Genomic DNA, 12006 nt, shown 5'->3' with positions numbered 1-12006 from the left:
GAGGCGCAGCCGGAGCAACAGGTTGTCGATCAAAACGGTTCACCCCCATTGGGCTCAACTGCCGATGGATCAGCCGTGCTTGGCGCGGCTCGCGGCGCGGGCCCGCTCACGCTGGTCGAGGTTGACCTTGCGGATGCGAACGGCCTCCGGGGTCACCTCGACGCACTCGTCGTCACGGCAGAACTCCAGCGACTGCTCCAGCGACAGCTTGCGCGGCGGCACGATCGACTCGGCCACATCGGCCGTCGAGGACCGCATGTTGGTGAGCTTCTTCTCCTTGGTGATGTTGACGTCCATGTCGTCGGAACGCGAGTTCTCGCCGACGATCATGCCCTCGTACACCTCGGTGCCCGGCTCCACGAAGAGCACGCCGCGCTCCTGAAGGTTCGTCATCGCGAACGCGGTGACGGCACCGGAGCGGTCGGCGACCAGCGAACCGTTGTTGCGCGTCTGCAGCGCACCGAACCAGGGCTCGTGGCCCTCGTGGATCGAGTGGCCGATGCCCGTGCCGCGGGTCTGGGTCAGGAACTCGGTACGGAAGCCGATCAGACCGCGGGACGGCACCACGAACTCCATGCGGACCCAACCCGAGCCGTGGTTGGACATGTTGTCCATCCGGCCCTTGCGGACGCCCATCAGCTGGGTGACGGCGCCCATGTGCTCCTCGGGCACGTCGACCGTCATGCGCTCGACCGGCTCGTAGACCTTGCCGTCGACGTCCTTGGTGACCACCTGCGGCTTGCCGACGGTCAGTTCGTAGCCCTCCCGGCGCATGGTCTCGACCAGGATGGCGAGCGCCAGCTCACCACGACCCTGGACCTCCCAGGCGTCCGGGCGCTCGGTCTCCAGCACGCGCAGCGAGACGTTACCGATCAGCTCGCGGTCCAGACGGTCCTTGACCTGACGGGCGGTGACCTTGCGGTCCTTCACGGCCGCCTTGGCGTCCGCCCCCTTGCCGGTGCCGCCGCGGCCGACCATCGGGGAGGTGTTGGTGCCGATGGTCATCGAGATCGCGGGCTCGTCGACCGTGATCAGCGGCAGCGCGACCGGGTTCTCCGGGTCGGCCAGGGTCTCACCGATCATGATGTCCGGGATGCCGGCGACGGCGCAGATGTCACCGGGGCCGGCCTTCTCGGCGGGCTTGCGGGTGAGCGCCTCGGTCATCATCAGCTCGGAGATCCGCACGTTCTGCACGGTGCCGTCGCGCTTGATCCAGGCCACCGTCTGGCCCTTGCGCAGCTCGCCCTGCTCGACGCGGAGCAGCGCGATACGGCCGAGGAAGTTGTCCGCGTCGAGGTTGGTGACGTGGGCCTGGAGCGGCGCGTCCTCGTCGTACGTCGGGGCCGGGATGTGCTCCAGGATCGTGGAGAAGAACGGCTCCAGGCTGGTGGAGTCCGCCGGGACCGTGCCGTTGTCCGGCTTGGTCAGCGAGGCGATGCCGTCACGGCCGCAGGCGTAGACGATCGGGAACTCGATCTGCTCCTCGTCCGCGTCCAGGTCGAGGAAGAGGTCGTAGGTCTCGTTGACGACCTCGTCGATCCGGGAGTCCGGGCGGTCCGTCTTGTTGATGCACAGGATGACGGGCAGGCGCTGCTGGAGCGCCTTGCGCAGTACGAAGCGGGTCTGCGGCAGCGGGCCCTCGGAGGCGTCCACCAGCAGCACCACGCCGTCGACCATCGACAGACCGCGCTCGACCTCGCCACCGAAGTCGGCGTGGCCGGGGGTGTCGATGATGTTGATGGTGATCGGGTCCCCGCCGTCCTTCGGGTGGTACTTGACCGCCGTGTTCTTGGCAAGGATCGTGATGCCCTTCTCACGCTCCAGGTCGTTCGAGTCCATGACCCGGTCGTCGACCTGGTCGAGCTGGTGGGCGGCGAACGCGCCGGCCTGCTTCAGCATGCCGTCGACGATGGTGGTCTTGCCGTGGTCGACGTGGGCGACGATGGCGACGTTGCGGATGTCGTGACGCGTTGCAGTCACAGCCATGGTGCGGCGAACTCCCGGAGTGTGAGGATTGCCCTGCGCGTACGTCTGTGTTGCGCGGGTCCTGCCGGGCTGGACACGCCACGGCCTCACCCCATGGTACGTGTCCTTCGCAGCGAGGGCTCGCCGGGCCGGTTCCGGCGGTCACCTGCTGGGGCTCGGCGAGAGCTTCGCCCCCTTCTTCAGGAAGCCCATGTCCTCGTAGACCGGCGTCTGGAAACCGAAGGCACCCGCGTTGACCAGGTTCTTCCGGGCACCGACCAGCTGGGGGCGCTGGTAGAGCGGGATCGAGCCGGCGGCGGCCCAGATGCGGGAGTCGGCCTGCCTGATCAGACCCCGTGCCTCGCCCTCGTCCAGCGTGCCCGCCGCCTGGTCGAGGAGCTGGTCGACCTGGTCCGTGCCGACCCGTGTGTAGTTCTGCTCGACGTTGACCGAGCCGTCGGCCGCCGCCACCGGCTTGGCGTAGATCGGCCGGGCGTCCGTCGCCGGGTAGGCGGAGGACGGCCAGGAGTACAGGGCGAGGTCGAAGTCGCCGGAGGCGATGTGGTCCTTGAAGTAGCTCTCGTCCGAGACCTTGGTGATCGTCGCGCGGATGCCGACCTTGTCCAGCATCGCGATGATCCGCTCGGCGACCGTGTTCAGCGTGTCGGAGCCGGGCCCGGAGGGCAGGACGAAGCGGAGCGCGAGGGCCTTGCCGTCCTTGGCGAGCAGCGCGGCCTTCGCGCCGGCCGGGGCGGCCGTGCCCTTGGGGGCGTACGCGCCCGCCGCGCCGCCGTGCCGGCCCTCTCGCGCGAGGTGCCGGCCGCCCTCGTCGCTCTTCTCCTCGGCCGACTCGTGTCGCTTGCCCTTGTCGTCCTCGCCGACGATGTACTCGCCCACCTTGCCGCCGTCCGGCTTGTCCTCCTTGCTGCTCTCGGGCCCGGCGGCCTTCTCGGCCTTCTTCTCCTCCCGGACCGGGCCGCCGGGCACCCAGCCGGCGTCGGCGAGCAGCGACTGGGCCGCCTTGGTGTCCTGGGCGCCGAGGGCGCCGCTGCCGTCGGAGTAGTCGGACTGCCCGGACAGGGCGAGGTGGCTGCCGACCGGGACGGCGGGCAGGCCCAGCGGGGTGAGCACCAGCTTGGTCAGTTCCTCGCGGTCCAGGGCGCGGGCGACGGCCCGGCGCACCCGCTCGTCGGCGAGCGGGCCCGAGGCGCCGTTGAGGGCGAGCTGGGTGTAGGCGGGCTCCAGCGACTTGCGGACCTCGAAGGACTCGAGGGCCTGCTGCTCGTCCAGGTACCGGCTGATGGCCTCGCGCAGCTTCTCCCGGCCGGCCTCGGCCGGGCCGGCGTCGAGGCCGTGGGCGAGCGCCCAGGAGCGCAGCTTCTTCACCGAGGTCCTCCCGGCCCCCTGCAACGGGGTGCCGGTGCCCTTCTCGCGGTCGGCGAGCCCGATCCGCTCGGCGTCGGCGGGGTCGATGTCGGCGAGGTCGACGCTGCCGTCGGCCAGCGCGGCGACCCGCTTGTCCCGGTCCACGGCGTGCAGCACGATCTCGTTCAGCTTGGCGGGCCTGCCCCACCAGCGGGGGTTGCGGGTGAGGACGACGTCCTTGGCGGCGGTGTCGACCTTGTCGATCCTGAAGGGCCCGGCGGTGACCTTCAGCAGCCGGCGGGCGCCGTCGTTGAAGGCGTCCGGGGAGCCCATGACGTCCTTCGGGTACAGCGGGGAGAACAGCGACTTCCAGTCGGCGTAGGGGCGGGAGAAGGTGACCCGGACCTGGAGGTCGTTGGCGCCGCGCTCGATCTTCTCGATGCGGTCGTAGCCGGCGTTGTGGGCGGTCCAGTAGGCGCTGTCCCGGCCGGACAGGGCACGCCACTGGGCGACGAAGTCGGCGGCGCCGATCTCCCGGCCGTCGCTCCAGACGGCCTGCTGGTTCAGCTTGTACTGCACGACCTGGCGGGGTTCGGTCTCGATGACCTTCGCCGACTCCAGAAAGGCGGGGTTGGCCACCGGGCTGCCGGCGGCGTCGAGCCGGAACATCGACGGCAGGACCGCCTGGGCGATCCGGGTGGTGCCGGCGTCGGCGTCTGCCTGGTACGTGTTCAGGGTCTCCGGGAGGGAGTCCACGGCCCACTTCACGGTGCCACCGTCGGTGACCTGGTCCCGGGCCACCAGGTCGATGTCCTGCCCGACGAGGGGCTTGGCGGCGTCGTCGTCGGAACCGCAGCCGGCGAGCAGCGGCACCACGAGCGCGCCCGCGGTGAGGAAGGCGGCCGAGCGCAGGACCGCGCGCAGGCCGACGCCGTGGTGGGACATCTCTGCTACCTCCGGGAAGCCGCTGGGCGTTACGATCACGTTTGGCGGTATTTGGAGCTGATCAGATCTATGCGGCTACTGAAGAGGAAAGGATCCGGCAACAGCGAGCGACACGGCGACGACGGAAAGCGAGCCACCCGTGCGGCGCAAACACACCGGGATTTGCACCCGCACGCCAGTCCAATCGGTGCAGATGCCTTCACAGCGACAGGTGTGACGCGCAACACTCGCAGGCGCATGAACGTCGCCGCCCAGGGACCGCAGGACCCGCGGAAGTGAGGGCAAGTCATGTCCGTGCACGACGACCTGACAACAGTCCAGCGCAGCCTCGACGACCTCTACCGGTCGCTGGGACGCCTGGAGAAGCAGCTCGGCAGCGGCGGTCTGGAGATGCGCCGGGTCCGGATGGACGCCGACCATCTGCGCGAGAGCCTGGCACTGCTGCGCGAGGCGGCCAGCACCCCGGCCGCCACCAGCCGGCCCGAACTCGTCACCATCTCCGACACCCCGTACGACATCAGCCTGTGGACGGACTCGGACGACGAGGGCCTGGGCGCCCGCGACCGGCACGCCCCCTGATCCGACCCGAACCGACCGGAGTCATCCATTGGCCACTGGTACGGAACCCCAACAGAACAGCGGCGGTGTACGCACCGGTGCGCGCGCCGCGATCTCCGCACCGCATCTGCGGACCGACCGCTGGTGGCTGGCCCCTGCCGTCACCGCGGCCGGTCTGCTGGCCTTCGTCGTCTACTCGACGTGGCGGGCCTTCGCGAACGCGGACTACTACGCGGCGCCGTACGTCTCGCCGTTCTACTCACCGTGCCTGGCGGACAACTGCCGGACCATGCACGGCGGGCCGAACGCGGACCTCTTCGGGAGCTGGTGGGCCATCTCGCCCGCGATCATCATCCTGATCTTCCCGCTCGGCTTCCGTCTGACCTGCTACTACTACCGCAAGGCGTACTACCGCAGTTTCTGGGCGTCCCCGCCCGCCTGCGCGGTGGCCGAGCCGCACCGGAAGTACACCGGTGAGACCCGCTTCCCGCTGATCCTGCAGAACGTCCACCGGTACTTCTTCTACGCGGCCCTGCTGGTCGCCGGCGTACTCACCTACGACACCGTGCTGTCCTTCCGGGACCCGCACTACCGCTGGGGCCACATGGGTCTCGGCACCCTGGTGTTCCTGGCCAACATCGTGCTGATCTGGGCCTACACCATCTCCTGCCACTCCTGCCGGCACATCGTCGGCGGAAAGCTCAAGCACTTCTCCAAGCACCCCGTGCGCTACAAGGCGTGGCAGTTCGTCGGCCGGCTCAACGCCCGGCACATGCAGCTGGCGTGGGCCTCGCTGCTGAGCGTGGCGCTCGCCGACTTCTACGTCTATCTGGTCGCGTCCGGTGTCTTCGACGATCCGAGGTTTTTCTGATGTCCGTGGTGGACCGGCAGGAGTGGGACGTCGTCGTGATCGGGGCCGGCGGCGCCGGGCTGCGGGCCGCCATCGAGGCACGCGAGCGGGGCGCCCGTACGGCGGTGATCTGCAAGTCCCTGTTCGGCAAGGCGCACACGGTGATGGCCGAGGGTGGCATCGCGGCGGCCATGGCGAACGCCAACGAGCGCGACACCTGGCAGGTCCACTTCCGGGACACCATGCGCGGCGGCAAGTTCCTCAACCAGTGGCGGATGGCCGAGCTGCACGCCCAGGAGGCCCCGCAGCGGGTGTGGGAGCTGGAAACCTGGGGCGCGCTGTTCGACCGTACGAAGGACGGCCGGATCTCGCAGCGCAACTTCGGCGGCCACGAGTACCCGCGGCTGGCCCATGTCGGCGACCGCACCGGCCTGGAGCTGATCCGCACGCTGCAGCAGAAGATCGTCGCGCTGCAGCAGGAGGACTTCCGGGAGACCGGTGACTACGAGTCGCGCCTGAAGGTCTTCCAGGAGTGCACGGTCACCCGGATCCTCAAGGACGGGGACCGTGTCTGCGGTGTGTTCGCGTACGAGCGCGAGAGCGGCCGCTTCTTCGTCCTGGAGGCGCCTGCCGTGGTCCTCGCGACCGGCGGCATCGGCAAGTCCTTCAAGGTCACGTCCAACTCGTGGGAGTACACCGGCGACGGGCATGCCCTCGCGCTGCTGGCCGGGGCACCGCTGCTGAACATGGAGTTCGTGCAGTTCCATCCGACGGGCATGGTCTGGCCGCCCTCGGTGAAGGGCATCCTCGTCACCGAGTCGGTGCGCGGCGACGGCGGGGTGCTCAGGAACTCCGAGGGCAAGCGGTTCATGTTCGACTACATCCCGGACGTCTTCAAGGAGAAGTACGCCGAGTCGGAGGAGGAGGCCGACCGGTGGTACGAGGACCCGGACAACAACCGCCGGCCCCCCGAGCTGCTCCCCCGCGACGAGGTGGCCCGCGCCATCAACGCCGAGGTCAAGGCGGGCCGTGGCTCGCCGCACGGCGGGGTCTTCCTGGACGTGTCCACCCGCATGCCGGCGGAGGTCGTCCGCCGGCGGCTGCCGTCCATGTACCACCAGTTCAAGGAGCTGGCGGACGTCGACATCACGGCGGAGGCGATGGAGGTCGGGCCGACCTGCCACTACGTGATGGGCGGCATCGCGGTCGAGTCGGACACGGCGGCGGCGCGCGAGGTGCCCGGTCTGTTCGCGGCCGGTGAGGTGGCCGGCGGCATGCACGGCTCCAACCGGCTCGGCGGGAACTCCCTGTCCGACCTGCTGGTCTTCGGCCGGCGCGCGGGCTGGCACGCGGCCCAGTACGCGCAGGGGCTGGCCGGGCGGCGCCCGCCGGTGGACGAGGCCCAGGTCAACACGGCCGCCGCGGAGGCCCTGCGGCCCTTCTCCGCGGAGACGGAGGGCGAGGCGGGCCCGCCGGAGAACCCGTACAGCCTGCACCAGGAGCTGCAGCAGACCATGAACGACCTGGTCGGCATCATCCGCCGCGAGGGCGAGATGGAGCAGGCGCTGCGGAAGCTCGCCGAGCTGCGGATCCGCGCCCGCCGGGCCGGGGTGGAGGGCCACCGCCAGTTCAACCCGGGCTGGCACCTCGCCCTGGACCTCAGGAACATGCTGCTGGTCAGCGAGTGCGTGGCCCGGGCCGCGCTGGAGCGGACCGAGTCGCGCGGCGGTCACACCCGCGAGGACCACCCGACGATGGACCGCGGGTGGCGCAACGTCAACCTGCTGTGCACCCTCGCCGACCCCACCGGCGGCCTGGCGGCGGCCGACCCCGCCCACGGCCAGATCCGGCTGACCCGCGAGACCACCGATCCCATCCGCGCCGACCTGCTCGCCCTCTTCGAGAAGGAGGAGCTGGTCAAGTACCTCGCCGAAGAGGAGCTGTACGAATGAGCAGCTACGAGGCCCGCTTCAAGGTGTGGCGGGGCGACGAGCAGGGCGGCGGCCTCGAGGACTACACGGTCGAGGTCAACGACGGCGAGGTGGTCCTGGACATCGTCCACCGCCTGCAGGCGACCCAGGCGCCGGACCTGGCCGTGCGCTGGAACTGCAAGGCGGGCAAGTGCGGTTCGTGCTCGGCGGAGATCAACGGCCGTCCCCGTCTGCTGTGCATGACCCGTATGTCGGTGTTCTCCCGCGAGGAGACCATCACGGTCACTCCGCTGCGCGCCTTCCCGGTGATCCGGGACCTGGTGACGGACGTCGGCTTCAACTACGACAAGGCCCGACAGGTCCCGGCCTTCGTCCCGCCCCCCGGGCTCGGCCCCGGCGAGTACCGCATGTCCCAGGAGGACGTGGACCGCTCGCAGGAGTTCCGCAAGTGCATCGAGTGCTACCACCGCACCACCCCTCTCGCCCGCCTCCGCGCGCTGCCCGCCTGGTCGCTGGTGGCGGCCGGCGTCCTCGCGGGCGGGCTCCTCGGCGGCGGGTACGGCGTGCTGAAGACGCCTACGTACACGGCGACCAGCTATGTCATCGCCGTGCCCACCGCGGGTTCCGACACCGCCACGGCGCTCGGCTTCGCGCAGGCGTACGGCCGGGTCGCCACCCAGCTGGCGGTGCTCGGCGACGCGCAGATGTGGGCCGGGGTGCCGGTGAACACCCTGCGCGACAACGTGCGCACCGCGACCTCGCCGGACGCCCCGATGGTGGCCGTCTCCGCCACCTCCGCCCGCCCGGCGCAGGCCGCCGGCATGGCCAACGCGGTGGCCGAGGCGCTCACCCGGCACGCGAACGCCGCGAAGGCCGACACGCACGTCCAGCTCCTGCAGTTCTCCCGGGCGCTGAAGCCCACCGCCCCCAGCTCGGCCTCGGCCGGGATGACCGGTCTGGTCGGGGCGAGCGCGGGCGGGCTGCTCGGCGCCCTCGCGCTGCTGGTCCGGCCCGGACGCCGGCCGGAGGAGGAGCCCGTGCGCCCGGCCACGGTGCCCGGTCCCGCTCTCGCCGCCGACGCGCACGGCCGGCTGTGACGGCCACGGACACGGCGCGCAGCGCGCAGCCCGCCCGCACCACCGATACCGTCACCGGCCCCGCCACCGGACCGGTCACCGAACTCGTCACCGAACTCGTCACCAGTGAGGCCGGTTTCGCCGCGCTGGCCCCGGCCTGGGAGCGGCTGTTCGGACGGTGCGCCACCGCGACCCCGTTCCAGAGCCACGCCTGGCTGCACTCGTGGTGGCTGTCGTACGGCGGGCGCGGGCGGCTGCGGCTGCTGCTGGTGCGCTCCGGGGACGAGCTGCTGGCCGCCGCGCCGCTGATGCTGGTCCGCCGTCCGCTGCCCGCGTTGGTGCCGCTCGGCGGGGCGATCTCCGACTACGCGGACGTGCTGCTGGACGACGCCGACGACGGGCGCGCGGCCGGCGCCCTCGCCGAGGCGCTGGCGGACGCGGCGCGCACGGCGCTGATCGACTTCCGCGAGGTGCGGCCGGGCGGCGCGATGGAGCGGGTGTACGACCGCTGGCGCGGGCCGCGCCGTACGGTCGGCGACTCGCTGTGCCTGGAGCTGCCCGCCGTGCCCATGGACGGGCTGGTGGCCCGGCTGCCGTCGAACAAGGCCCAGCAGCGGGTGCGGGCCAAGTTGCGCAGGCTGACCGCGCTGGGCGTCGAGCGGCGGGCGGTGGGGCCCGAGGAGGCGGCCGCGGCGCTCGGCCGGCTGCTGGAGCTGCACCGGCTGCAGTGGCAGGGGCGGAAGGTGACGGGCGAGCACATGCGTCCCCGGTTCCGCGCCCACCTGGTGCGGGCGGTCGGTCCGATGGTGCGCTCCGGGAACGCGGTGGTCACCGAGTTCCGGCTGGACGGCGAGGTGGTGGCCGTCGACCTGACCCTGCTCTCGCGCGGCCTGGCCGGCGGCTATCTGTACGGGGCCCATCCCCGGCTGCGCGAGCGCAAGGCGGACGTGGCCGTGATGCTGCTCGACGCGTGCGCGGTCAGCGCGGCGGACTCCGGCACCGGCGGGCACGGCACGCTGAGCCTGCTGCGCGGCGACGAGCCGTACAAGCACCACTGGCGCCCCGAACCGGTCGTCAACCAGCGGCTGTTGCTGGCCCGGCGCCGCACCGCACCGCTGCTGACGGCCGCGCTGTGCGAAGCGGCCGCCCGGCAGCGGGGCAAGGAGGTGCTGCGCCGGTGGCGGGAGCGGGGCGGGGACTAGTGCTGTGACCGGGAAGGTTTGCCGGAAAGCCCGCGGCGTCCGGTGCGGTGGATCGCAAGGCGGAGCATCGCCCGCGTACTGGATGCACTCGGGTGATGCGACAACGCGGCGAGGTGCCGTGCCGGGCGTCGCGAGCCGGCGGACCTTTCCGGTCACAGCGCTAGCGACCGCGCGACCACCAGTCGGAGCGGAGGCAGAGCTTCGCGCCGAGCCAGTACTCGATCCAGTCGCCGAGGTTCAGCGGCGAGCAGCCGGCCGGGGGCACCGGGGTGGGCGTCGGCTCGGGGGTGGCGGGCTCGGGAGTGGCGGGCGCGGTGGGGACCGGCAGGTTCGGACGGGCGTTCAGGGCGGTCCGGTAGACCTGCGAGGACCTGGGGTTGTCCGGGCACTGCCACACGCCGTGCGGGCAATAGTCGGTCAGCGTGTTGTACAGCGGTCTGTGCTCGTCGAACCAGGCGAGCATGCGTCGCATGTACTCGGGGTTGTCGCCGTTGCGGAAGAGCCCCCACTCCGGATAGGAAATGGGCTTGCCGTGGGATCTCGCGAAGTCCACGTGCTGCTGCAGACCGTAGGGCTCGGTCACCTGTTCGTCGAACGACTTCCCCGTCGGCTGGTCGTACGAGTCCATGCCGACGATGTCGACCGTGTCGTCCCCGGGGTAGCACGCGGTCCAGGGCACGGCGTCCCGGCCGCGGCTCGGTGCGAAGTCGAACCGGAACCTCTGCCCCGGCACCGAGCGCATGGTCGTGACGATCCGGTTCCAGTAGCTCTTCCAGGCCTCCGGGTCCGGACCGCAGCGATGGGTGTAGGTGGTGCCGTTCATCTCCCAGCCGAGCACGATCACCGTGTCCGGCACCCTCAGCTCCACCAGCCGTTCGGCCAGGGCGCGGAAGTGGTGGTCGAACGCGCCGGCCGCGCCCGCCCGCAGCAGCGCCCGCACCTGGTCGTCGGGGACGTTCTCCTCGTTGTGCGCCTGCATGGGCACGTTGAGGACGAGCATCCGGTCGGCCTTCGCGCGCCGCCACCGCGCCCACACGTCCAGGAAGCCGGGCGCGCCCTCGATGTCCTGCCAGCTCCCGCCGGGCAGATAGGTGTGCCCGACCTTCAGCTCGGCCCCGCCGAGCCAGTGGCTCAGCTCGGAGATGTGCGCGACCCCGGTCGCTCCGGAGTCGAGGAAGGCTCCGAAGGGCGGAACACCGGCCTTGACGGGGGCGGGAGCGGCCGGCGCGGAAGCGGTGGGCGCCGGCGGTTCGGGGGCGGGGATGTCGGCGATACGGGCCGTCCCCGCCGCGAATCCGGGGCCGGCCGCCAGGGCGACCGACGCGGCGACCGACACCGCCACCAGGGCCGGCCGCCGGAAGCGGTTCCGCCGCTGCTGTGGAGCCATGCCTGCTCCTCTCTCCACTCGGCTGCGTCCTCACCTGTTCCTCACTGTTATTGACAGACAGTCATATCGATGTGATTTCCGCCAGCGCGGCTACGGCTTTCAGGTGGGACCGGCCCCCGCACGGGCGAACGGCCGGGACGGAGGACCCCGCGTGCCGCTCCTGGACGACGAGAAAGCGAGCCGTTGCTGATGTACGACCTGCTGGTGGTGGGCGCGGGCCCCTACGGCCTGTCGATCGCCTCGCACGCCGCGGCGGCCGGACTGACCTGCCGCGTCCTCGGCCGGCCCATGGCGACCTGGCGCGACCACATGCCCCGCGGGATGCTCCTGGAGTCGCAGCCGTGGGCGTCCGACCTGTCCGACCCGGAGGGCCGCTGGCGGCTCGACGTCTACCGCGCCTTCCGCGGCATGACGGCCCGTCACGCCGAGCCGCTGCCGCTGGAGGTGTTCGCCGAGTACGGCCTGTGGTTCGCGCGCAACGCCGTGCCCGGCGTCGACGAGCGGACGGTGACCCGGGTGGCGCCGTGCTCCGGCGGCTTCCGGGCCGTCACGGAGGACGGGGAGACGCTGACCGCGAGGACGGTGGCGCTCGCCGTCGGGGTGCTGCCGTTCACCGCGGTCCCGGCCGTGCTGTGCGGCCTGCCGCCGACGCTGGTGTCGCACAGCAGCGACCACGCCGGTCTCGACGGGTTCCGCGGTGGGGACGTCACCGTGCTCGGCGGCGGGC

The 12006-nt window shown here is 71.4% G+C and carries 8 protein-coding genes and 2 pseudogenes; 7 read left to right on the top strand and 3 right to left on the bottom strand.

The features are described from left to right. Window positions 1-69: 69 nt before the first annotated feature. Together typA and ACWEN3_RS29415 are read right to left on the bottom strand one after the other, a co-directional pair. Window positions 70-1986: a translational GTPase TypA gene (gene typA / locus ACWEN3_RS29420; RefSeq protein WP_452976743.1), complete on the bottom strand. Its 1917-nt coding sequence runs from the start codon at window positions 1984-1986 to the stop codon at window positions 70-72. Between the two features lie 141 nt (window positions 1987-2127). Next, window positions 2128-4275 carry an ABC transporter family substrate-binding protein gene (locus ACWEN3_RS29415; RefSeq protein ID WP_452976741.1) on the bottom strand — a complete coding sequence of 716 codons (2148 nt, stop codon included), beginning with the start codon at window positions 4273-4275 and terminating at the stop codon, window positions 2128-2130. A gap of 288 nt (window positions 4276-4563) precedes the next feature. Between ACWEN3_RS29415 and ACWEN3_RS29410 the strand changes: the two genes are divergently transcribed. The 6 genes and pseudogenes from ACWEN3_RS29410 (at window position 4564) to ACWEN3_RS29385 (ending at window position 9892) form a co-directional block, all read left to right on the top strand. Next, a complete protein-coding gene (locus tag ACWEN3_RS29410) occupies window positions 4564-4854 on the top strand; it encodes a hypothetical protein (protein WP_452976739.1) in 291 nt (96 codons plus the stop codon). Window positions 4855-4882: 28 nt separating this feature from the next. Beyond that, on the top strand, window positions 4883-5704 hold the full coding sequence (locus tag ACWEN3_RS29405; RefSeq protein ID WP_452976737.1) for a hypothetical protein: 822 nt from the start codon (window positions 4883-4885) through the stop codon (window positions 5702-5704). Further along, a complete protein-coding gene (locus ACWEN3_RS29400; RefSeq protein WP_452976735.1) occupies window positions 5704-7635 on the top strand; it encodes a fumarate reductase/succinate dehydrogenase flavoprotein subunit in 1932 nt (643 codons plus the stop codon). The genes ACWEN3_RS29405 and ACWEN3_RS29400 overlap by 1 nt, the downstream gene beginning before the upstream one ends. Then, window positions 7632-8078 (top strand): annotated as a pseudogene (locus tag ACWEN3_RS29395) (succinate dehydrogenase/fumarate reductase iron-sulfur subunit); the annotation flags it as partial. The gene ACWEN3_RS29400 and the pseudogene ACWEN3_RS29395, both read left to right, overlap by 4 nt. Then, window positions 8067-8711 (top strand): lipopolysaccharide biosynthesis protein, encoded by a 645-nt coding sequence (locus ACWEN3_RS29390; protein WP_452976745.1) that lies wholly within the window; start codon window positions 8067-8069, stop codon window positions 8709-8711. The pseudogene ACWEN3_RS29395 and the gene ACWEN3_RS29390, both read left to right, overlap by 12 nt. Next, window positions 8708-9892 carry a GNAT family N-acetyltransferase gene (locus tag ACWEN3_RS29385; protein WP_452976733.1) on the top strand — a complete coding sequence of 395 codons (1185 nt, stop codon included), beginning with the start codon at window positions 8708-8710 and terminating at the stop codon, window positions 9890-9892. The genes ACWEN3_RS29390 and ACWEN3_RS29385 overlap by 4 nt, the downstream gene beginning before the upstream one ends. 160 nt (window positions 9893-10052) lie before the next feature. On the opposite strand, the gene ACWEN3_RS29380 is transcribed toward ACWEN3_RS29385, so the two are convergent. After that, complete coding sequence (locus ACWEN3_RS29380; protein WP_452976731.1) at window positions 10053-11279, bottom strand: glycoside hydrolase family 26 protein; 1227 nt, start codon at window positions 11277-11279, stop codon at window positions 10053-10055. Between the two features lie 189 nt (window positions 11280-11468). Here ACWEN3_RS29380 and ACWEN3_RS29375 point away from each other — a divergent pair. Further along, window positions 11469-12006, top strand: a pseudogene (locus tag ACWEN3_RS29375) (dimethylaniline monooxygenase); the annotation flags it as partial.

This window comes from Streptomyces sp. NPDC004561 (genome assembly GCF_053602155.1).
The sequence above is the reverse complement of the archived record's forward strand: the minus strand, read 5'-3'. Positions and strand labels throughout refer to the sequence as shown.

Coding starts and splice junctions, on each gene's coding strand:
- typA (WP_452976743.1), bottom strand. CDS start 1,986: ATGGCTGTGACTGCAACGCGTCACGACATCCGCAACGTCGCCATCGTC.
- ACWEN3_RS29400 (WP_452976735.1), top strand. CDS start 5,704: ATGTCCGTGGTGGACCGGCAGGAGTGGGACGTCGTCGTGATCGGGGCC.
- ACWEN3_RS29415 (WP_452976741.1), bottom strand. CDS start 4,275: ATGTCCCACCACGGCGTCGGCCTGCGCGCGGTCCTGCGCTCGGCCGCC.
- ACWEN3_RS29380 (WP_452976731.1), bottom strand. CDS start 11,279: ATGGCTCCACAGCAGCGGCGGAACCGCTTCCGGCGGCCGGCCCTGGTG.
- ACWEN3_RS29410 (WP_452976739.1), top strand. CDS start 4,564: ATGTCCGTGCACGACGACCTGACAACAGTCCAGCGCAGCCTCGACGAC.